The organism is Dickeya ananatis (assembly GCF_019464615.1).
GTDB lineage: Bacteria > Pseudomonadota > Gammaproteobacteria > Enterobacterales > Enterobacteriaceae > Dickeya > Dickeya oryzae.
This window is the reverse complement of the sequence record NZ_CP040816.1, coordinates 3,416,822-3,438,524: the sequence shown is the minus strand read 5'-3', so window position 1 is coordinate 3,438,524 and position 21,703 is coordinate 3,416,822. Positions and strand designations below refer to the sequence as shown.

The 21,703-nt window shown below is 53.5% G+C and carries 21 protein-coding genes; 7 read left to right on the top strand and 14 right to left on the bottom strand.

Annotated elements, in window-relative coordinates; genetic code table 11:
• Window positions 1-73: 73 nt before the first annotated feature.
• The 5 genes from FGI04_RS15205 to nifJ all read right to left on the bottom strand — a co-directional run bounded on the left by FGI04_RS15205 (window position 74) and on the right by nifJ (window position 8,430).
• Window positions 74-1,678 (bottom strand): DHA2 family efflux MFS transporter permease subunit, encoded by a 1,605-nt coding sequence (locus FGI04_RS15205; protein WP_407320908.1) that lies wholly within the window; start codon window positions 1,676-1,678, stop codon window positions 74-76.
• Entirely contained in the window at window positions 1,665-2,786 is a 1,122-nt protein-coding gene (locus tag FGI04_RS15200) for an HlyD family secretion protein (protein WP_407320909.1), read from the bottom strand. Before FGI04_RS15200 ends, FGI04_RS15205 begins: the two co-directional genes overlap by 14 nt.
• Window positions 2,783-3,238: a MarR family winged helix-turn-helix transcriptional regulator gene (locus tag FGI04_RS15195; RefSeq protein WP_342700098.1), complete on the bottom strand. Its 456-nt coding sequence runs from the start codon at window positions 3,236-3,238 to the stop codon at window positions 2,783-2,785. Before FGI04_RS15195 ends, FGI04_RS15200 begins: the two co-directional genes overlap by 4 nt.
• A 268-nt stretch (window positions 3,239-3,506) precedes the next feature.
• Window positions 3,507-4,589 (bottom strand): L,D-transpeptidase family protein, encoded by a 1,083-nt coding sequence (locus tag FGI04_RS15190; RefSeq protein ID WP_342700097.1) that lies wholly within the window; start codon window positions 4,587-4,589, stop codon window positions 3,507-3,509.
• Window positions 4,590-4,896: 307 nt separating this feature from the next.
• The gene (gene nifJ, locus FGI04_RS15185; protein ID WP_407336950.1) at window positions 4,897-8,430 is read right to left on the bottom strand and encodes a pyruvate:ferredoxin (flavodoxin) oxidoreductase; all 3,534 of its coding nucleotides are present in this window, start codon (window positions 8,428-8,430) and stop codon (window positions 4,897-4,899) included.
• A 548-nt stretch (window positions 8,431-8,978) separates the two neighbouring features.
• On the opposite strand from nifJ, the gene FGI04_RS15180 reads away from it, so the two are divergent.
• The 3 genes from FGI04_RS15180 to FGI04_RS15170 all read left to right on the top strand — a co-directional run bounded on the left by FGI04_RS15180 (window position 8,979) and on the right by FGI04_RS15170 (window position 10,958).
• On the top strand, window positions 8,979-9,401 hold the full coding sequence (locus FGI04_RS15180) for a hypothetical protein (RefSeq protein WP_342700095.1): 423 nt from the start codon (window positions 8,979-8,981) through the stop codon (window positions 9,399-9,401).
• A gap of 160 nt (window positions 9,402-9,561) precedes the next feature.
• Complete coding sequence (locus tag FGI04_RS15175; RefSeq protein WP_407336949.1) at window positions 9,562-10,107, top strand: GNAT family N-acetyltransferase; 546 nt, start codon at window positions 9,562-9,564, stop codon at window positions 10,105-10,107.
• Between the two features lie 128 nt (window positions 10,108-10,235).
• Window positions 10,236-10,958, top strand: coding sequence for a YnfC family lipoprotein (locus FGI04_RS15170; protein WP_407336948.1), 723 nt, complete (start codon window positions 10,236-10,238; stop codon window positions 10,956-10,958).
• Between the two features lie 185 nt (window positions 10,959-11,143).
• Here FGI04_RS15170 and FGI04_RS15165 read toward each other — a convergent pair whose 3' ends face one another.
• Window positions 11,144-11,383, bottom strand: a complete 240-nt coding sequence (locus FGI04_RS15165; RefSeq protein ID WP_342700092.1) for a DinI family protein — start codon at window positions 11,381-11,383, stop codon at window positions 11,144-11,146.
• 73 nt (window positions 11,384-11,456) lie between these two features.
• Complete coding sequence (locus FGI04_RS15160; RefSeq protein WP_407320913.1) at window positions 11,457-11,939, bottom strand: GNAT family N-acetyltransferase; 483 nt, start codon at window positions 11,937-11,939, stop codon at window positions 11,457-11,459.
• 136 nt (window positions 11,940-12,075) lie between these two features.
• On the opposite strand from FGI04_RS15160, the gene FGI04_RS15155 reads away from it, so the two are divergent.
• Window positions 12,076-12,468 (top strand): VOC family protein, encoded by a 393-nt coding sequence (locus FGI04_RS15155; protein WP_342700090.1) that lies wholly within the window; start codon window positions 12,076-12,078, stop codon window positions 12,466-12,468.
• Between the two features lie 20 nt (window positions 12,469-12,488).
• The gene (locus FGI04_RS15150) at window positions 12,489-12,773 is read left to right on the top strand and encodes a YciI family protein (RefSeq protein ID WP_407336947.1); all 285 of its coding nucleotides are present in this window, start codon (window positions 12,489-12,491) and stop codon (window positions 12,771-12,773) included.
• 46 nt (window positions 12,774-12,819) lie between these two features.
• Here the strand turns inward: FGI04_RS15150 and ddlA are convergent, their stop codons facing one another.
• Both ddlA and FGI04_RS15140 read right to left on the bottom strand, forming a co-directional pair.
• Window positions 12,820-13,920: a D-alanine--D-alanine ligase gene (gene ddlA, locus FGI04_RS15145; protein ID WP_342700088.1), complete on the bottom strand. Its 1,101-nt coding sequence runs from the start codon at window positions 13,918-13,920 to the stop codon at window positions 12,820-12,822.
• Between the two features lie 339 nt (window positions 13,921-14,259).
• The gene (locus FGI04_RS15140) at window positions 14,260-15,117 is read right to left on the bottom strand and encodes a MurR/RpiR family transcriptional regulator (RefSeq protein WP_012883443.1); all 858 of its coding nucleotides are present in this window, start codon (window positions 15,115-15,117) and stop codon (window positions 14,260-14,262) included.
• A 311-nt stretch (window positions 15,118-15,428) separates the two neighbouring features.
• On the opposite strand from FGI04_RS15140, the gene FGI04_RS15135 reads away from it, so the two are divergent.
• Together FGI04_RS15135 and iolD are read left to right on the top strand one after the other, a co-directional pair.
• Window positions 15,429-16,940 carry a CoA-acylating methylmalonate-semialdehyde dehydrogenase gene (locus FGI04_RS15135; protein WP_407336946.1) on the top strand — a complete coding sequence of 504 codons (1,512 nt, stop codon included), beginning with the start codon at window positions 15,429-15,431 and terminating at the stop codon, window positions 16,938-16,940.
• A 27-nt stretch (window positions 16,941-16,967) separates the two neighbouring features.
• The gene (iolD, locus tag FGI04_RS15130; protein WP_407336945.1) at window positions 16,968-18,899 is read left to right on the top strand and encodes a 3D-(3,5/4)-trihydroxycyclohexane-1,2-dione acylhydrolase (decyclizing); all 1,932 of its coding nucleotides are present in this window, start codon (window positions 16,968-16,970) and stop codon (window positions 18,897-18,899) included.
• 141 nt (window positions 18,900-19,040) lie between these two features.
• Here iolD and FGI04_RS15125 read toward each other — a convergent pair whose 3' ends face one another.
• From FGI04_RS15125 to FGI04_RS15105, 5 genes are all read right to left on the bottom strand, one after another.
• Complete coding sequence (locus FGI04_RS15125; protein ID WP_407340076.1) at window positions 19,041-19,718, bottom strand: hypothetical protein; 678 nt, start codon at window positions 19,716-19,718, stop codon at window positions 19,041-19,043.
• Window positions 19,715-20,008 (bottom strand): 2Fe-2S iron-sulfur cluster-binding protein, encoded by a 294-nt coding sequence (locus tag FGI04_RS15120; protein WP_407336943.1) that lies wholly within the window; start codon window positions 20,006-20,008, stop codon window positions 19,715-19,717. Before FGI04_RS15120 ends, FGI04_RS15125 begins: the two co-directional genes overlap by 4 nt.
• Complete coding sequence (locus tag FGI04_RS15115) at window positions 20,008-20,256, bottom strand: hypothetical protein (RefSeq protein ID WP_407336942.1); 249 nt, start codon at window positions 20,254-20,256, stop codon at window positions 20,008-20,010. The genes FGI04_RS15120 and FGI04_RS15115 overlap by 1 nt, the downstream gene beginning before the upstream one ends.
• 30 nt (window positions 20,257-20,286) lie before the next feature.
• A complete protein-coding gene (locus FGI04_RS15110) occupies window positions 20,287-20,634 on the bottom strand; it encodes a hypothetical protein (protein ID WP_407336941.1) in 348 nt (115 codons plus the stop codon).
• Between the two features lie 132 nt (window positions 20,635-20,766).
• Window positions 20,767-21,516, bottom strand: coding sequence for an AAA family ATPase (locus FGI04_RS15105; RefSeq protein WP_407274600.1), 750 nt, complete (start codon window positions 21,514-21,516; stop codon window positions 20,767-20,769).
• Window positions 21,517-21,703 lie beyond the last annotated feature (187 nt).

The following is a 21,703-nucleotide window of genomic DNA, read 5'->3' as shown; positions in this document are numbered from 1 at the left end:
ACCGCCCAACCTTAGCGATCTTTCGGCTGGGCGGCAACTGTCATATCACGTGTTCTGAAGACTGTTCACAGTGTCATGAGCGGGCTTTTACCGTCTCTACCTGCGAGGTTGGGGCCAGTACCGGGCGAGGCCGGATAAGCCAGGCGGGGACTATCGCCAGAAAAAAGAACAACGCCACCATAAAAAAGCCGTCCAGATAAGCAAACATCTGCGCTTTGGGCGTTAGCATGGATTCCAGATACGTCATGATCCCTGGGTTGATGTGGGTACTGAGTGGGTCGCCAAGCGGGTTACCACCGTGACCGAACAACAGACTGAGCTGGCGGATGGCATCGGTGCTGCGGATATTATCCAGTGTGAGCGATTGTGCCAGCATCTGGCCGTGGAATGTCGCGCGTCGTTCAATAAATACCGACAGCAGGTTGACCCCCATCGCACCGCCTAACTGGCGGATAAAATTGAGACTGCCTGCGCCTTGCGCCAGTTGCGCCGGGGGCAGTGCCCGCAATGCGCCAGCGTTCATGGCAGGCAGCATGACCCCAAGCCCGATACGCCCAATGACTATCCACCAGGCCATGGTCCAAAATGGTGTATCGGTATCTGCCTCGCTGGATAACCAGCAGGATAGTCCAAACAACACTAAGCCTGAAATCACCAGCAGATGGGGCTTGAGCTTGTCGCTGAGCGAGCCCGCCAGTGGGAAAACCATACCGAGCGCCAGCCCGGCCGGCATCAGCAACAGACCGGAGCGGGTCGGGGTATACCCCTGAATACTTTGAACAAACAGCGGGATGATATACGTCGAACCGTAGATACCTGCCCCCAATGCGAATGCCACAACACAGCCAGAGGTAAACGCCGGGTTCGCGAACACCCTAAGGCTGAGCAACGGGTACGGTGTGGTGAATTCACGGATAATAAAGGCCAGTGTGGCTATCACGGCGGTGGTGAGCAGGCAGAGAATGAAAAATGAGTCCCAGCCTTCGCGCTGCCCATTGGATAACCCGGCCAACAGTGAGGTCAGCGCGATGACCAGTAGAATAAACCCCACTGTATCGAAACGACGCGGTGTACTCGTCGTCTGTGTGCTTTTAGCGGGCAGGATCACCCATGCTGCGGCGATCCCAGCCAGACAGAACGGCACCACCACCATGAAGACGGCACGCCAGTCGAGCTGGTCGACCATCAATCCGCCAGCGGCTGGCCCCAGCGCCGGTGCCAGCACCACCCCGACACCGTAAATTCCCATCGCTTTGCCACGTTCCGATACCGGAAAAACCTGCGAAATGATGATCATCGCCAGCGGTTGGATCACGCCGCTGGCGCTACCCTGCAGAACACGAGCCAGGATCACTTCAGTACTGCTCTGACTGAAGGTACCAAGCAGGCTGCCTGCGATGAACACCGCCAGTGAGCCGACGTAAGTGGCGCGGTAACCAAAGCGCTCCAGCATCCAGGCGGTGATCAGCATGGTCGCGGTCATTGAGGCCAGAAAGGCGGTGGATAGCCACTGTGCCTGATCCTGACCCATACCGAATGCACCCATGATGTCACGCATCGCGACATTAACGATGGTAGCAGTCGCGGTGGTGGCGATCGTACCCAGCATAATTGTCACCGTCGCCAGCCAGCGGTAGCGATGACCAAAACGGGCTGCCTGGGCTTCAATCGGCGACATTGATGCTCACTTCCGCCATCAGGCCCGGTTTCAGGCCGTTATTCTGGGAATCCAGCGCGATGCGGACCGGGACGCGTTGGGTAATTTTGGTGAAGTTGCCAGAAGGATTGGGGCTTGGCAGCAACGCAAACTGGTTGGTGGCAGCATCGCCAACCCGGATAACATGGCCGCTGAAATGCTTATCCGGGTAAGCATCGACCTGAATATCGACATGTTGGCCGACTCGTACCCGGCCAATGGCCGTTTCTTTGATATTGGCCTCGACCCACAGGTTACGCGGATCGTGTACCAGCATGATCCACTGACCGGTTTGTGCGTAACTGCCCACATTGACGATGGTACGATCCACGACGCCGTCTACTGGGGAGCGTAACGCCCGGTCGGCGATCTCCTGTTTGATCTGATCGACTTGCGCCTGCAACGCAATACGCTGCTGACGCTGCATCTCTATTTGTCTGTCGAGCACCTGCAATGTGTTGCGCTGCGCTAAGGCGTTGTTCAGTTCAGCTTGTTGCGCTGTACGCTGGGCTTCGGCTTCACGCAGCTCGCTCTGGCGTTGCAACAGCAGGGTGTGGGATTCGTCCCAGGTTTTACGGGCGGTCAGGTTACTTTTCAGTAATTGATCATCGCGCTGAAAGTTGTTCTGGGCCAGGCTGAGCTGATAACCGGCGTTGCTGACGGCGGAGTCATTGGATGCCAGTCTGGCACGCGCTTGATCCAACGCTGCCTGGGTCGTGAGGTCGGTGACCTGGCGCTGGGTCTGGCTGTAGGCAATTTGCGCGTCTGCTGCGGCCAGATTGCCTTCCTGCTCCGCCAGTCGTAGGCGGGCATCGCGATCGTCTATTTGTGCCAGTAATTGGTCTTTGTGGATGATATCGCCGTCAATGACAGGACGGGCTGTCACCCAACCGTCTTCGCGGCTGGCCAGCGAGATCACTTCCCCCATGACACGGGCATCTGTTTCGCTGATGTGTGTAAAACGCTGGTGAAACCAATAGGCTAGCATCAGCAATGCCAGCAATAACAGGACGACACCTGTCAGCAAAAAAGTACGCTGACGCTGGCTAAGACGGCGAAATCCCGTCAGTCTGGATAGGTGATGGTTCATGGGTGGCTGTTTTCGTTGCGGGAGAGATTAGCAATAACCTGATCGATAGTCCGGCTGACCTGTTGAATATCCTGCTCTGATACCCCGGCCAGCGCCTGATTGCGCACCTGCCAGGCGATGGATTCCACCTTTTTCACCTGTTCCTGCCCGAGTGCGGTGAGATGAATCTCGCGAAAACGGCGGTCATGGCCTTCCCGACGTTCAATAAGCCCCTGTTTTTGTAGATTATCCAGTATCCGTACCACCGCAGAGGCATCGAGTCCCAATGATTCGGCCAGCGCTTTTTGATGGGTGGACGTTTCTCCACGAGCAATAAACAGCAAGGGCAGCCAACTGGCCTGGGTTAAGCCGAATGGCTGCAATTCCCGGTCAATGACTCGACGCCACAGGCGGGTGGTCTGTCCCAGTTGGATGGCAAAACGTCGGCGAGCTGCAGATTCTGTCTGTGGCATGGTGAGTTCCGTTTAAATAGATGACAGTGTCATTAGTTAACAAATCAATTAATGATAAGTCAATTGATTTTGTGCAGTGAGGACAAAATAGCCGGGCGGCAAACGGATAAGACGCATCAGGCGATAAGCGTGAGACAGTGAACACCAAAGGAGAACGTCAGACGATGACGGATAGGACAGGATGAAACGGACTAATGAGGAATCGTGTCGGACTGAAAATAAACAGGGCAGCTTACGCTGCCCTGGGAAAAGCATTCATCTGTAGTAATCAGGATTTGCTGCTGTCAGCCGCGGCAGCCTGATTGGCGTCGGTGACGACAGGTTGTGCCTGAGGCGCTGCCGGTTGTGCGTTGTCCGGTGCATTGGTCTGCTGGATAGCCGGTGCCTGTGGTGCAGCCGGAGCAGCAGGCGCGATCGGGGCGATGTTGTCATCGGCACCGTTCACTTTCGTCGGCATACCAGAACGGTTTTGCAGTGCCTGGTCAACCGCGCTTTCGCTCACGCTGGCGTCAGACAGTACTTTGGCGACGACCGGGCTCAGTTGCAGCGGCACCGGCGTGTCAGAGTTGAACTCAGCTTCGGTACGAGACAGCGGATTGTGTACTTCAACATACCGTGAACCATCGGGTTCCACCGTGGCTTTTACCGGTTCGTTGATGAACTGAACGCGGGTACCGACCGGAACGTGTTCAAACAGGTACTTGATGTCTTTATCGCGCAGACGGACGCAACCGTGGCTAACGCGCAGGCCAATACCGAAGTTGGCGTTCGTACCGTGGATAGCGTACAGCTTGCCGATGTAAAGCGCATACAGCCCCATCGGGTTATCCGGACCCGCCGGGTAAACCTGAGGCAGATATTCGCCGCGAGCCGCGTATTCCGCATGCATGGCAGCAGTCGGTGTCCAGGTCGGACGCTCTTTCTTACGTTGTACCGACGTCACCCAGTTGATCGGGGTATCTTTGCCGAGTTGGCCGATACCAATCGGCAAGACCACCACGGTTTTGGAACCTTTCGGGTAATAATACAGGCGCATTTCGGCACTGTTGATCACGATGCCCTCGCGCGGTGCGTCGGGGAGAATCAGTTGCTGCGGCACCGTCATGGTGGTGCCCGGTTTCGGCAGATAGACATCAATGCCTGGGTTGGCTTCCAGCAAGTTGCTCAGCCCCATCTGATACTGGGCGGCAAAGTGCTCCAGCGCATCGGTACTGCCGCTGGGAATCGTAACTTGGATGTTTTCTCCTACCAGCCGACTATTCGGTGCTGGCAATGGATAAACTACGGCGAGTGCTGTCTGGCTGAAAGCAGCCGCCGCCACAACTAACGTCAGGATCGCGCGAATACTCATTTTCATATCTTTGTTGAGTGTTAAAAGCCATTGCGGCAAAGGAATTGTTGTTATCCGGATCATAAAGCCCGGATGCGCATTATATGTGCAGAAGGTCGGCAGGAAAACCAGATGTACAATCCATTACATTATATCCCACTCATATTTCAGGCTACTGACGTGTTGGAGCAGGAAATAAGGCGACGGATGAAGGATACGAACAAAAAAATCGAATAAGAGTCGTCAGGCGTTGTTAGCTAAAAAAAACCGGGAGTGATTTCTCACTCCCGGTGTTGAACGACTGAAGGTGCCAGCGCGTTTCTATTCTTTATTCCTGTGCGTTTTTCTCTGCTTTGCCTGCCAGCAAGCTCAGGAAGTCATAGCGGCGGCGCAAGTCAGCTTCGGCTTCTTCATACAACCGTGCCGCTTCTTGCGGTTGCTGCGTATTGAGCCGACGGAAACGTTGCTCATTGAGCAGGGTATCGCTCAGGCTGGCTGACGGTGGACGGGAATCCGTCACCAGTGCCGGTTTCCCTTCTGCCGTACGGCGTGGATCGAAGCGGTACAACGGCCAGAAGCCGGTCGCGGTCAACTGACGCATTTGGTCGTGGCTAAACGCCAGGTCGTAGCCGTGCTCTTCGCAAGGGCTGTAGGCAATGATCAGGGAAGGACCCGGCCAGGCTTCCGCTTCCTGAATCGCTTTCACCGTTTGGTTCAACTGAGCACCCAGTGAAATTTGCGCCACATAGACATGGCCGTACATCATGACGGTGACACCAAGGTCTTTGCGTGCCTTGCGTTTGCCGTGTTCACCAAACTTGGTGACGGCACCGAGCGGGGTGGCTTTAGATTGCTGACCGCCGGTGTTGGAATAGCACTGGGTGTCCAGTACCAGCACGTTGACGTTTTCCGACAGACTCATCACGTGGTCAAGACCGCCGTAACCGATATCGTAAGCCCAACCGTCACCGCCAATCAGCCAGATGGATTTATCCACCAGATGATCGGCATCGGCGGCCAACTGACGAGCATTGGCGCTGTCGATGGCGCTGAGCGACTGACGCAGGCGGGCAATCTGCTCGCGTTGTACATCGGCAGCAACCGATTCCTCCAGCAGGTCGGCCACCAGTTCAGCAGGCAGTTGTGGCTTAAGTTCTGCCAGCAGACGCAGGGCGCGCTGACGGTGCTGGTCGACGCTCAGACGGAAGCCCAGGCCGAATTCGGCGTTGTCTTCAAACAGCGAGTTGGCCCAGGCAGGCCCTCGGCCGTTGGCGTCGGTGGTCCAAGGGGTTGTCGGCAGGTTGCCGCCGTAAATCGAGGAGCACCCGGTCGCGTTGGCGACCAGCAGTCGATCGCCATACAACTGGGTCAGCAACTTGATGTACGGGGTTTCGCCGCAACCGGAGCAGGCCCCGGAATACTCGAACAGCGGTGTGATCAACTGCGAGGTACGAATATCGATGCGTTCCAGTTTGCTGCGGTCAATTTCCGGCAGCTTGAGGAAGAAATCGTAATGGGTTTTCTCGGTCGCCACATGTTCCAGACGCGGTTCCATGTTGATGGCTTTGATTTCTGGATTTTGGCGATCTTTCGCTGGGCAGACTTCCACGCACAGATTACAGCCGGTGCAGTCTTCTGGCGCGACTTGCAACACATATTTCTGACCACGCATGTCACGCGCTTTCACGTCCAGCGACTGTAACGACGCCGGTGCATCGGTCATCGCCTCGGCTGGCACTACTTTGGCGCGAATAGCGGAGTGCGGACAGGCGGCCACGCAGTGGTTACATTGGGTACACAGATCTGGCTTCCACAGCGGGATGGCTTCGGCGATGTTGCGTTTTTCCCACTGTGTGGTGCCGACAGGCCAGGTCCCGTCCGGCGGAAGGGCGGAAACCGGCAGGCTGTCGCCCAGACCGGCCAGCATCGCGGCGGTGACGGTTTTGACAAAATCAGGTGCCGCGTCGGAGACGACCGGTGGGCGGCATGCGCTTTGGGGATTGACCGGCTCAAGTGCGACGGCCTCCAGCGCGTCGAGTGTTGCGTCCAGTGCCCGCCAGTTGCGCTCCACCAATTCCTGGCCTTTGTTGCCATAGCTGCTGGCGATAGCCGCGCGCAGCTTATCTTGCGCATCGTTGCCCGGCAGGATTTGTGTCAGATGGAAGAACGCCATTTGCATCACGGTGTTGATGCGTGCGCCCAACTGGCATTCACGTGCGATTTTCGCCGCATTGATGCAGTACACCCGGGCCTGACGCTGATTCAGACCGGCCTGTACTTCCTGCGGCAGTCGGTGCCACAGATCGTCAGCGCTGTATGGCGTATTGATAAGGAAGATACCGCCTGGCTTGAGGCGATCCACCATGCTGTATTTGTCGATGAACTGCCACTGGTGGCAGGCCACGAAATCAGCCTGCTCAATCAGATAAGCAGAGTGAATCGGGTGCGGGCCGACGCGCATGTGCGATACTGTCAGGCTACCGGCTTTTTTGGAGTCGTAAACGAAATAGCCTTGAACGAACAGCGGTGTCGAATTGCCGACGATTTTGATCGAGTTCTTGGCAGCCGAAACGGTGCCATCGCTGCCAAGCCCGTAGAACAGCGCTTCCAGAGACATCTGGGTCGGCATCGGTTGGTCGGACAGCGGCAACGACAGGTGGGTGATATCGTCATAAATACCCACGGTAAAACGCGGCCTGGGGTTAGTAAGCGCCAACTCTTTATACGTCGCTTCAACGCATTGTGGGGTGAACTCTTTTGACGATAACCCATAACGGCCGCCAATGACCTTCGGCATAAGTGGGCGCTCACCTCGTGAAAACGCCTCCGCCAGTGCGGTCATTACATCCAGATACAGCGGTTCAGCCAGCGCACCGGGCTCTTTGGTGCGGTCCAATACCGCGATGGATTGCGCGCTTTGCGGGATGACCGCCAGCAGGTGTTGCGCAGAGAACGGCCGGTACAGCCGCACTTTCACTACCCCCACTTTTTCACCGCGAGTCAGCAGGGTGTCGATCACTTCTTCGCAGGTGCCGACGCCAGAGCCCATCATTACGATAACGCGGGTGGCATCCGGATGACCGTAGTATTCGAACGGCTGGTATTGACGACCGGTTTCGCGGGCGAAGTCGTTCATGACCTGTTCAACGTGGCCGAATGCCGCGTTGTACCACGGGTTGGTGGCTTCACGGGCCTGGAAAAAGGTATCCGGGTTCGATGCGGTGCCACGAATCACTGGACGCTCAGGAGTAAGTGCACGCTCACGATGTGCGTCAATCGCCGCTTGCGGCAGCAGACTATGCAACTGGGCGTCGCTGAGCGGTTCTATTTTGTTGATTTCGTGCGAAGTGCGAAAGCCGTCGAAGAAATGGATAAACGGCAGGCGGCTGTTCAGGCTGGCTACCTGAGCAATCAGCGCAAAGTCCTGTGCTTCCTGCACATTACTGGCACACAGCATGGCGCAACCGGTCTGGCGTACCGCCATCACATCTGAATGGTCGCAGAAAATCGACAACGCATGGGTAGCCACGGTACGAGCCGCGACATGCAGTACAAACGGCGTTAACTGACCGGCCAGCTTGTACAGCGTTGGGATCATTAACAACAACCCTTGTGACGATGTGAAGGTCGTGGATAACGCACCGGTTTGCAATGCGCCATGCACCGTCGCGATAGCCCCCGCTTCGGACTGCATCTCGATGACGCGCGGCGTATCTCCCCAAATATTTTTACGTTCGTCGCTCGACCAGGCAGCGGCTTGTTCGGCCATGGTAGAGCTGGGGGTAATAGGGTAGATAGCGATAACTTCATTGGTGCGCCAGGCGACTGAGGCGACAGCGTTATTACCGTCGGTGGTAATCATGATTAAACCTCCTTGCTGAAGGATGGCCCGACAAAACAAAGACAGCCATTATCAACATTCAGCGGGTTTTGTTGACCGATTATAGCTCACTGGGTTGTTGCAATATGTGTATGGCGTGCAGGCGCAGTAGCATAGGGTGGGAGATAATACCAGCTAAAAACGGGCTTGTGCAGTTTTGTGAACGATGGTCATACCATCAACTTTACCGGTGTCGCATTCTTATCAGGAATATAAGCGCAGCGATAAAAAACAATATTAATGTATCGTTAATAGAATTAGGGTGTAGTGATGGGTAACAGGTGCTGACCAGGACGCGTGTTACCGGGTCAGTGTAAAAATTCGGCGTTTGCCCGCAAAGCAGGAAATACCAGTGGAAGGATAGGCATCTGCGCCTATGCTGAAATTAAAGCACCGGGCCTGCTGATGCGGGGTAACGGCAGACAGGCAGGAAAATCCCAGACGCGACCATTAAGGAAATCTGTTTATACCTCAGGGATAGCCTTCGCGCGCTTCGGGTTGATTATCGACTTTGACGAAGGAATAGCACTATGTTTAACGATCTGAGAGACAAAATGATTTCGGTATTAACCCGAATTCGTGAAAGAGGTTATGGACCGGAAGATGCTATCAATCATATTGTTCAATCGCTGGGTAGCCGTTATAGCGATGTATCCAAGATCAATGTGCTGACCTCGAAACTGATAGCCGATGTGATTTATTCGACCTATCAGGATGAAACGTCACCACTGGAGATTGCCGCTATCATTCGTATGCTTGGCTACGCCAGTCGGGATGTGGTCGGTGGTATTCATGAACAGTTTCCGCAACTGACGCCGGAAGAGGTGGGTCGACTGGTATTGCATGAAAAGGTGTATCCTAAAACTGACCGAGCCTCTTTTATCACAGCCATGACTTACGGCGGGTATTCCCGCGAAGAGAGTGAACAGGCGGCTAACAGCCTGTATTCCTGATCGTTGCTGACAAGCGACATCAGCGGCAGGTGATGCTGCATAGTAAACGGTATAGTAAGCCGACGAGATTCGCGTCGGCTGGAACTCTGCTCCGCTATGATGCCACCTAACAGCGCGCCCGTAGACACGATGACGGGAGGCGACTGATGAGGAGAATCTGATGCGGCAACCTACCTTGACTACCGAACATCTTCTGTTGCGACCATTACAGGCGTCAGACATCACTGATGTCTGCGTTTTGCTTAACAGCACCCCTGATATTTCTGCCATGACCATGTTGATTCCCTATCCTTGTCCACGTGAAACGGTCGCTAACTGGATTACTGATTTGCACAGCAATTGGGAACAGCGTAAAGGTGTGGCCTACGCCATTTGTTTATCGCAAAACCAGCAGTTGATCGGTTCCATTTCGCTGGTGGCGCTGGATACCGCCCAGCCGGAGATCGGTTACTGGCTGAGCGCTGATTTTCGACGACGAGGATTGAGCACCGAAGCCAGTCGGGCGTTATGCCAGTTCGCGTTTAGTCAGTTAGGTGTCGCGAAAATCTACGGCTGCCATTTGCCGCAGAACGTGGCGTCTGGCCGGGTGTTACTCAAATGTGGTTTCCACTCGTTGGGGATACGTCAGGTGTTCCTGTCGTCACGACGTCAGCAGGAAACCGTAGCGGTTTACATGATGCCATCGCCCATGATGGCGACGGCGTGAGTGCTTCTGTCTGGCGATATCCTTATTCTTTCCCAGCTTTCTCAGAAATGATGGCGCGTTATCTTTATCCTCTCTTTTGGAATTGGCGTAAACTGGCGCGACTTAGCAAGGTATCCAGGGTAAGGACTATGAAACTACACGCCATGGCGCTGGTGGTATTACTGGCAGGGTGTGATCGAAAACCGACGCCTGAGCCGGTGAACCCGGTATTGGCTGGGCTTTCCAATATCTTTGGTTTTGATGCGCTACGGGGGAAGGTGAAGCACTTTACCCAAACCCAGACCGACGAAGCAGGCAAAGTGACTGCCTATGTGGATGGGACATTTGATGCCGAAGGATGCCTTGTGACGTTACGCACCTATCAACCGGCGATGAACTTTGACCTGGATTTGGTGCGAGCGGGGCAGACGCTGTTAGAAAAGAGCGATCGACAAGCGTTGTTTCAACTGACGGAACACTGCCAGTTGGCGAAAACCTCAGATGGTCGCCTGAGCTACCGTTCTGACGATAAGCAGGCTATCAGCGAGGTGGTATATCGCGATCGACCAACGCCGTTGGCGCGTTACCGCTACGATGATGAGGGATTCCCGGTCAGCATGACGTTTGTTTCACCGGAAAATGGCAAGGTGACCCGCGTGGAGATGCAAAGTGATGCGCCGATGCAAAAACGGCTGGATGCTACGGTTATCGTGACAGAAGACAACCAGCAGGTTAGCGTGACCCGTACCACATGCCAGTATGACCAGCATTTTAACCCGCGTGTGTGCCAGGTGCTGGTATCGAATGGCAAAGGCGTGGCGCAAACGGTCACCACACTGACGCATACGACCAAAATTGAGTATTACGAGTAATCGTCCCCGTCAGGTGATCAGTTCGCGATGTGTAGCCGATGTTTGATGAATGCTTAACCGACAGCGAACCTGCGCGGTGTTCGTCTCTCTCATCTTGCCTATCGCGGGTTGCCGACAGGCGCTGCATTGCTTTTTGTCCATGCCGACGGAGGGTGTCAGAAGCGCCGGTCGGCATGGGATAGTGGTTATTCCTGCACCAGCCATTCGTCGGCTTCATTGAACATGTCTTCGATGATCCGGTTGATGGTGGATTTGTCCTGTTTGCTGGCATTGGAATTGATGGCATTGGCCTGCATCGGTTTTACCTTGATTTCCGCATCAGGAAACACCTTGTGGATCCGTTTGGTGAGTTCGTTTTTTATCTGCTCTGCCGCGTTGGGTAACCCGCTCACGTTTCTCTTATCGTACACCAGCTCTACATACATCAGCCGCATCTCCATGAAAAATACTGGCTAAATATACAGTATTAGCTTTAGGATCCGCAATCGTTTTTTCGGATCACGCATCCAGCTTTTTTTCCATATACACGCTAAGCGGATCGTCGCCGTAAGGAAAAAATGGGCCGTGCAGGTGATAACCATGACGCTGGTAGAGCCGGATAGCTTGTGGCTGATGGATGCCGGTTTCGAGCCGGATGACCTGACACCCCGCCAGAGACGCCTGTTTTTCCAACTGACGCAGTAACTGATCTGCTGCGCCGCTGCCACGATAGGTTGGCTCGACATAAATGCGTTTCATCTCACCTTCTCCCGGTTGACGCAGCACGATAGCGCCGCAACCTACCGCGTGCCCGTCACGGTGGCGGATCACCAGAAAAATCAGCTCGTCAGCGGCCAGTGTGCGCAAATCGGTAAAGTGGCAGCACTCTGGCGGATACAGCGTCGATTGATAAGCATCCAGTTTTTCCAACAGCGTCAGAATGTCCGGCTGATCAACGGCCTCTGGCCGGATGGTAAACAGCGGCGTGCAATATGTGGGCATCACGGGCTCCCAGGTAACCAGTCATCGACGTACTATTTCATATAATACCATGATAAAAAAGGGGAATAAGCAGCGTGGCCGATAGGGACTATTCGTGATATCACTGTCTTTACCATCAACAGAAAAGGAGTGACGCATGACCACATTACGCATAGCTCGGCCAGTAACGGACCTGCAACGGAGTGAGCGAATGTACTGTGACGGCATGGGGTTACAGAAACTTGGCTCGTTTGCGCAACACGATGGCTTTAGTGGTGTTATGCTGGGACAGCAGGGGCTGGCCTGGCACCTTGAGTTTACCTTTTGTCATACTCATCCGATCATGCCGGCGCCGACGGAAGACGATTTACTGGTGCTGTACATGCCTGACCATGAACGCTGGCGAGAGGCCTGCGATCGTATGGTGCAGGCCGGCTTCAGCATGGTGGCGTCATTTAATCCTTATTGGGAGCGGCAGGGAAAAACTTTCCGTGATCCTGACGGTTACCGGGTGGTGTTGCAGCAAGGGCGCTGGCCGAATACCGATTAATAACAAAGAGAAGAGTAACCATGTATATCATCAGTCTGACATACCATGCGCCGCTGGATGATGTGGAAACCTTGTTGGAACGGCATGTAACCTGGTTGAAGCGAGGATATGAACAAGGCCTGTTTGTGGCTTCCGGACGTAAAAAACCGCGTACTGGCGGTGTTATTCTGGCCAAAAGTGTCGGACGAGAAGAGCTGGAAGCGTTTCTTAAACAGGATCCGTTCCAGGCGGTAGCAAATTACGATGTGATCGATTTCCATCCATCCATGACGGCCGAGGCTTTTACCGCCCTGAGTCGTATCTGAGTTAACAGGCTCCGGCAGGCGTCGTGCGCGTACCGGAGCGGTACCATCAGGTGCGTACCGAGCTTTGCAGGTTACTGTCTTGCGCGTGGCGCTCCAGCGCCAGTTCGATCAGTTGCGTGATCAGGCTGGTATAGTCAAGGCCGCTGGCTTCCCACAATTTGGGATACATACTGATGTTAGTGAAGCCGGGCAGGGTGTTGACCTCGTTGACGACAACCTGCTGATCCGGTGTCAGAAAGACGTCTACCCGCGCCATACCCTGACACTCTAATGCCTGGAATGCCCGCAAGGCGATGTCGCGAATATGCTGGTGTACGTCGTCGTCCATCACCGCCGGGATAGCCACAGCGGCACCGTCTTCGTTGATGTACTTGGTGTCGTAGGAATAGAATTCGTCATGCAACACGATTTCGCCGCAGACACTGGCTTTCGGGTAGTCATTACCCAGCACCGCACACTCAATTTCCCGTCCGATAATCGCGGACTCCACCAACACTTTATGGTCATAACGGAACGCCAGCTCGACAGCATGATCGAATTCTGCCTGATTACGCACCTTGCTGACGCCGACGGACGACCCCTGATTGGCGGGTTTAATGAACAGCGGCAAACCGAGCTCGGCGGTCACACTGTCGTAATGATGGCGGGTGCGGTTGGCACGGGTCAGGGTGACGAACGGAGCGACTTGCAACCCTGCGTCGCGCAACAGACGTTTGGTGACGTCTTTATCCATACTGACGGCGGAACCCAGCACGCTGCTGCCGACAAACGGGATGTTCGCCATGCGCAGCAGGCCCTGCAATGAGCCGTCTTCGCCCAGCGTACCGTGAACGATTGGGAAAATAACGTCAATCTGCGACAACGCGCTGGCGCTGGTTGTATCGATCAACTGATGGTGGGTTTGTCCTGGGATCAGCGCCACATTCTGACTGGAACGGTTCAGGGCGATCAACGCTGGATTATCGGCGTTGAGCAGGTAGTTGGAGGCGTCGTTGACGTGCCATTCCCCTTGCTTGTCGATGCCCAGTAACACCACATCGAATCGCGTTTTATCAATGGCATCCACAATATTTTTTGCGGACTGCAGTGACACTTCGTGCTCAGAGGATTTACCACCAAAAACCACGCCAACCCGAATTTTACTCATATCACTCTTTCCGTTATGGGATCGTTTTCTGTTATTAGGATCGTTGAACTGTCTGGCACCTAATGGGATAGGCTCTAAGTCAAACGTCTTGATCCGTGGGTGCAAGAGTATCACTTCATACCGCGAGGCGGGACTTTTTTCAGGTAACTGGGGGCTGTCTTTTTCGGTGGTGATGCAGAATTAACCCATATGAAAGAAAGGGCGTAAAAAGAGAGGGGGCGAACCCGATTTCATTGCGTTTGTGACAGTAGCAGCGTGAGGTATGAGAGCGTCAACCAGGGATGATGAACCTGACTGCCGGGAGGGCGACCCGGCTGAAATTTCTCTCGTCGGTGCCGTTCAGGCACTTTTTTGCCCTTCTTCACGTTGACGCAGGCTGTTGCCCTGACGGTACGCCAGCGACACCATGAGCGATTGCACCAGACACAGCGTGGCGGACTGGGAGCGAAAGGCATCGACCTGCGCTTCTTTTACCACGAAGCACAGGTCGCTCAGGGTGGCCAGCGGGCTTAGCTGACTGTCGGTGATCACTATCTGGCGCGCACCGGCGTTGGCGGCCATTTCACTGACCATCACGGTTTCCTGCGCGTAAGGCGAGAAGCTGATGGAGACCACGATGTCTTTGTCGCTCAGGCGGCATAGCTGTTCGCGAAACATCCCACCCAGTCCGTTAACCAGTACCGGACGGCTTTCCAGATGACTCAGGGCGTAGCAGAGGTAAGTGGCGACGCTGAATGAACGCCGTAGCCCGACGATGTAGATAGTGTCAGCCTGTGCCAGCAGGTCGACCGCTTTTTCCAGATCGTCTGGCTGGGTGCGGGCGGCCAGTTGTTGCATCGCCTGTGCGTTGGAACGGGCGAATTCATGCAAAATGTCCTGCGGGCGTTCTGGCACCCGGTCTTCCATCTCGCGAAATAAGCGCGCCCGGTCGGTATAGCTGGCGGTTTCTTCCACCAGATTCATACGAAATAGCTGTTTCATTTCATTGAAACCGCTGAAATCGAACGCGTTGGCGAAACGGATTAACGTGGAAGGGGGCACGTCTGCCTGCTCGGCGATCACCGCGACGGTGTCGAACGCTACACTGTTGGTGTTGTCCAGCACATAACGCGCCACCTGTTGCAAACGCTTGCTCAGGGAATCGTACCGTGCGCGGATCTGCTCCTGTAATTCTCTCAGGCTGGTCGCCATCGCCATAATCGTCTTCTCCGTCATCCCGGCGGGATGCTGTTGATCCGATTCTAGTGAGTTGAACCGGCATTTCAAACCGATTTGTTATTTTTTCGGCGAAAAATAGAATGAATAATTCAGTTTTCACGCACGTTATGAGCGAATGAATTCGCTGAATAATGCGGTTAAATGCCGGTTACCTGCCGTTTACCAGAAAATCTATCCTGGATCACAATAATCAACATTTGTTTTATTTCTTATTAAAATGGAATTTTTATTTCATATACAGTAAAGCGGTATTAGCCATCTGTCACCCTAAATCCTGCAGAGGTGTAACCATGGAAACCGTATCCAATTTCATTCATGGCGAGATTGCGCCCAGTCATAGCGGGCGCTCCGCACCGGTGTTTAATCCTGCGACCGGCGAAGCGATTCGTCAGGTGGCGCTGAGTAGCGCCGACGAGGTAAAACACGCCATCAGCGTAGCCGCAGCGGCTTTCCCCTACTGGGCGAAGCACTCACCGCTGCGTCGTGCCCGCATCCTGTTTCGTTTCAAAGCGTTGCTGGAAGAGAATCTGAGTACGCTGGCACGGCAGATTTCCGAAGAACATGGCAAAGTCTACTCTGATGCCGTGGGCGAACTGACCCGTGGGCTGGAAGTGGTGGAATTTGCGTGTGGTATTCCGCATCTGCAAAAAGGCGAGCATTCCGCCAACGTTGGTACCGGCGTCGACAGCCATTCGCTGATGCAGCCGCTCGGGGTGTGCGTGGGGATCACGCCATTCAATTTCCCGGCGATGGTGCCGATGTGGATGTTCCCGATTGCACTGGCTACTGGTAACACCTTTGTCCTCAAGCCTTCGGAGAAAGATCCGTCGCTGTCGCTGATGCTGGCAACACTGCTGAAAGAAGCGGGCCTGCCGGACGGCGTATTCAATGTCGTGCAGGGCGATAAAGAAGCGGTCGACGTGCTGTTGACCGACCCACGCGTTCAGGCGGTGAGCTTTGTCGGCTCGACACCGGTGGCAGAGTACATCTATCGCACCGCATCGGCGCACGGTAAACGTTGTCAGGCGCTGGGCGGCGCTAAAAACCACTGCATTTTGATGCCGGATGCCGACATGGACATGGCGGCCAGCGCGATCCTCGGTGCGGCATTTGGCGCAGCGGGCGAGCGCTGTATGGCGCTGTCGGTGGTGGTCGCGGTAGGTGATGACACCGCCGAAGCGTTGTGCAGTCGGTTGGAAACGCAGATTGCCGCCATGCGTGTCGGCCCCGGTCTGGTGGACGGCAAAGAAAACGACATGGGGCCGGTGATTTCAGGCCCACATCGCGACAAGATTAGCGGTTATATTCAAAGCGGCGTCGATCAGGGCGCGACGTTGCGCATCGATGGCCGTGGGCTTCGTGTTCCGGGGCATGAGCAGGGCTATTTCGTCGGCCCAACGCTGTTTGACCATGTCATGCCAGACATGCAGATCTACCGGGAAGAGATTTTCGGCCCGGTGCTGTCGGTGGTGCGCGTACCGGATTACCACACCGCGCTGACCCTGATTAACCAGCATGAATACGGCAATGGTACGGCGATATTTACCCGCGACGGCGAAACCGCCCGCCAGTTCAGTGAAGAGGTGCAGGCAGGGATGGTCGGGATCAACGTACCGATCCCGGTGCCGATGGCGTTCCACAGTTTTGGCGGTTGGAAGCGGTCCATTTTTGGTCCGCTCAATGTACACGGTAACGACGGCGTGCGTTTCTATACCCGAATGAAAACCGTCACCAGTCGTTGGCCTGCCAGCGTGCGTCTGGAACAGCACGCCAGCAGCTTTGTGATGCCGACGCTGGAGTAATTCCACCTGATTTGCGGGAGCAAAACGATGGACACGTTGAAAATGACCATGGCGCAGGCGCTGGTCCGGTTTCTCAATCAGCAATACCTTGAGGTTGACGGTGAGGAAACACCGTTGTTTGCCGGGGTGATGACCATTTTTGGGCACGGCAACGTGCTGGGTATCGGGCAGGCGCTGGAGCAGGATGCCGGGCATCTGCAGGTGCATCAGGGCTGTAATGAGCAGGGCATGGCGCACATCGCAGCGGGATTTGCCAAACAGCACCGGCGGCGGCGGGTGTACGCGGTGACTACCTCGGTGGGGCCGGGGGCGGCTAATCTGGTGACGGCGGCCGCCACCGCGACGGCCAACCGGATTCCGCTATTGCTACTGCCGGGGGATCTGTTCGCCAGTCGACAGCCTGACCCGGTGTTGCAGCAAATTGAGCAGTATCACGATGCCACCATCAGCACCAATGATTGCCTGCGGCCGGTTTCGCGCTACTGGGATCGTATCTGCCGCCCGGAGCAACTGATGAGCGCGCTTGTCAACGCCATGAGGGTGCTGACTGACCCGGCGGATACCGGCACGGTAACGCTGTGTCTGCCGCAGGATGTGCAGGCGGAAGCCTGGGATTACCCGCGGTCGTTCTTCCAGCGGCGGGTGCACCATCTGGAGCGCCGCCCGCCAGATACCACCCGGCTGGCGCAGGCGGCGGCGTTGCTGGCGCGTAAACGTCGCCCGCTGTTGATCTGCGGCGGTGGGGTACGCTACGCCGGTGCGCATGAGGCATTTTGCCAGTTTGCGGAACGTTTCAACCTGCCGTTCGGCGAAACCCAGGCGGGCAAGGGCGTGCTGGTCTCGTCGCATCCGCTGAATGTGGGCGGCATCGGCGTCACCGGCGGGCAGGCTGCCAACCGGCTGGCGGCGCAGGCGGATCTGGTGATTGGCGTCGGCACCCGTCTGACCGATTTCACCACCGCCTCCAAATCGCTGTTTACGCACCCGGAGGTCGAGTTTTTGCTGCTCAATGTGGCGGAGTTCGACGCGTTCAAGCTGGATGCTACCGCGCTGGTGGCTGATGCCCGTGAGGGGCTGACGCAACTGGCGCAGGCACTGGCGACGCAGGGCTATCGCAGTGGCTGGGGTGAGGAGATAGCGCAGGCGCGCTGCGACTGGCAGCAGGAGCGCCAGCGGCTGTTTGAGCGGCGTGACGACGACGGGCAGGCGTTGGAAATCGCCGGGCATCTGGAGGCACAACTGGCGGAGTACCGCGAAACCTTGGGGACCCGTCTGACACAAACCCGGGTGCTGGGGTTGCTCAACGACGCGTTGGAAGATAACGCTATCGTGGTGGGCGCTGCCGGGTCACTGCCCGGTGACCTGCAACGGTTATGGCAGGTGAAAACCCCGGACAGCTATCACCTGGAGTACGGCTACTCCTGCATGGGGTATGAAATCGCGGCGGCGGTGGGTGCGAGGTTGGCCGCCCCACAACAGCCGGTGTACGCCATGGTAGGGGACGGGTCGTATTTGATGCTGCACAGTGAGCTGCAAACCGCGGTGCAAGAAGGCATCAAGGTCACCGTGCTGCTGTTCGACAATGCCGGGTTCGGCTGCATCAACAACCTGCAAATGAGTCAGGGTATGGGAAGTTTTTGTACCGAGAACCGGCAGCGTGATCAGAGCAGCGGCAAACTGACTGGCCCATTAGTCACGGTAGACTTCGCCCGCAATGCCGAGAGTTACGGTTGTCGGGCGTGGACGGTGCGCGATGAGGCGTCGTTGTTACAGGCGGTGCGCGAAGCGCAGACACACCCCGGCCCTTGTCTGCTGGATATCAAGGTGCTGCCGAAAACCATGACCCACGGCTACGACGCCTGGTGGAACACCGGCACCGCGCAAGTCGCGGACAACCCGGCGATTGAAGCCGCCGCGCGTGAGGTGCACTTGCAGCGTACAAAGGCCAGACAGTATTAAAATACGGAGTTTAGTGAATCAGTATCCCGTTTTACGAATGGGATACTGATTCAATGCTATATGATAACTTTGTTTATAGTTACTGGAAAATCACAACTGATATACCACTCTTGCTTGCCCTTGGATATACGGTGATGTGTTTTACAGATTAGTATCATCAACAATAAAATCTATAGCGATGCGAAAATAACCTTGTGCCATTTCGGGTGTTAATTCAGCTACCGAGCTATCAATGCTTTGGCCAGAAATCTCTATAGCCCGATCAGTTAATGTCTGTGTGTATACGCCATTTTTAACCTCTTTATGTAAATCCCTTCGTGTTTTTAAGAAATCATTCGAAAAATTAAATCTGGATATTGAGAATTTATCCTCTCTTCTGATGATAAAGTCGATTGGATTCATAAATCTGTCTTTTTTTAGTGTGATCTTGGGAACATAAGTGGAAAACTCTATATGATTGTCTCCAGTCACCTCAGCCCATGTCGCATTACATATATTATTTGTTGAGGGAGTTTTTCCTTTTGTTTTGAAAGCATCAGAAAGGCACATTCCTACTTTAGCGCCAATCAGCGGTTTCATAGTGTCTTTTTCAAAAAAACGTAAAGTGAATTTTACAGGTATACGGCCTTTCGAATCGGAAATAACACACTGACCTCTTTTAAACAGAAATTTATCCAATCTGTCGATAATTCTCTGTTCGTCATTGATTAGTGTCGTATTTATTATGATAGGACTTTTCGTTAGGGCGCTATAAGTTCGATACGTGATACCGTAAAGCCCCAACGCTATACCCGATATGATGAATTTTCTCCGGTTCATGATGTTAAATCCGTCTCTGCATGAGACATAATAAACATATCAGAGCGAGGATATGTGACACATGATAATATATATTTATCTTGTTGATCTTGATTGAGGAAAGATTGGTCAGTGTCATCATAGTTTCCAGATAAAACTCTACATGCACATGAAGAACATGCGCCTGCACGGCAACTGTAGGGTAGTTTTAATCCGGCATTTTCAGCAGCATCCAGTATATATTCATCATCGGAACATTTTATAGTCGTTGTGTCTCCGCAATTTAGAATGCTTATATTATAAACTGGCATTATTTGTTTTCCTCTTTTCTAATATACACAGGAAAATTTTTTGGTTTTAAATCAGGGTGATCAATAGAAATATCATTGATGACATTGCAAAGAGTATAAAAAAGTTCACCTACTCTATATTTGCATTTATTATACTCTTCTTCTGGTATTTGAGTGCCTAATTCGATTAGTTCTTTTTCAATTAACGTTATCATGAGTGATGACTTATTAATGATTTTTCTAGCGACATCTTTGTCTGAAATGAACATGGTTATTACTCCGTGAATTTTTTATGTGGTCTAAATGTTACACATGGACATCATTCCCATGCATTCATTCATACATCTGTGGAATGGTGCACCGTCAAGCGTACCAGTTGGTAGTGTAGATAAACATTCTGCTATGCATCTTTCTTTCTTTTCTGTGTAACTATCATTAAATGCATTGCTAGAATAATTTGATCTAATGAAATGTACTGTTTTTATTTCTTTTTGAGAAGTAAAATGTAATCTATCTATTTTTCCATTTTTATTTTCTTGTGTCAATATTTTGTTTGTTTTTTCATCGGAAAAGCCCATGTTATGATAGAGGGAAGCTGTAACATAAATAGATAAGAAAAATATTTTCTTTGTGAGTTTATAACGCACCTGTTATTCCTTTTATGGTGTTGTTGTTAGTTTGATTTGCATTGTTCCTAGAGATATTTTTTAACAAACCTCCGTAAATATATTTTCCCATGATAATTATATAAATAATAAGTGTGGTTAATAATTCGACTTCTATTTCTTCATCAACTCTTGCAACATTTTTTCCGGGTTGTTCAGAAAGGAGCGTGTAATTTGATAATGATCGGTGTCTTTATAATTTACCGGCGAGAGGCTGTCGCCATCAAACTGGTAGATTAACGCGTCCGGGTAACCCAGCAGAATCGGCGAGTGGGTGGCGATAATAAATTGTGAATCATCCTGAATCAGGTCATGCATTCTGGCGAGCATGGCCAACTGCCTGGCCGGCGACAACGCAGCCTCCGGTTCGTCTAGCAGGTATAACCCCTTGCCACCAAAGCGGTTCATCATCAGCGAGAGAAAAGATTCGCCGTGTGACTGCTCATGTAACGAGTAGCCGCCATAGGAATTAATCACTGGTGGGCTGCTGGCCGGTTCCGCATCAAGGTGTTCGATTTCTGAGGCCAGATTAAAAAAGCTTTCGGCCCGAAAAAAAAATCCATTCCGGGGGCGTTTCACGCCTTTGGCGATTCTCAGGTAATTCGATAATTCTGAATGTGATGCTCGCGTACTGAAATTAAAGTTTTGGGTGCCTCCTTCGGGGTTAAATCCCATGGCGACGGCAATCGCTTCCAGCAATGTGGATTTCCCGCTGCCGTTCTCGCCAATAAAAAAGGTCACCTTAGGGTGAGGGTCAATAAAGTCAAATGAATGAATGGCTGGAATAGAAAATGGATAAAGGTCGAATGATTCCACCTTATCGCGGTTAAGAGAGATGCGGCTGATGTACTGATTTGAAATCATTCTGCGTTATTTCCTGCCTTGGTCTACCCACAACTACTCACTATCACAGTGGGCCAATTATTCCAATCCCTTTAGCCCTGAACAGGTATGCAATGCTCAGGAACTGTTTTGTTAAACCGCACGCATATTATTCGTTTGTTTTTATGAGGCAATGCAGGTCGCTAAAATTAACCATCTTGATGGTAAT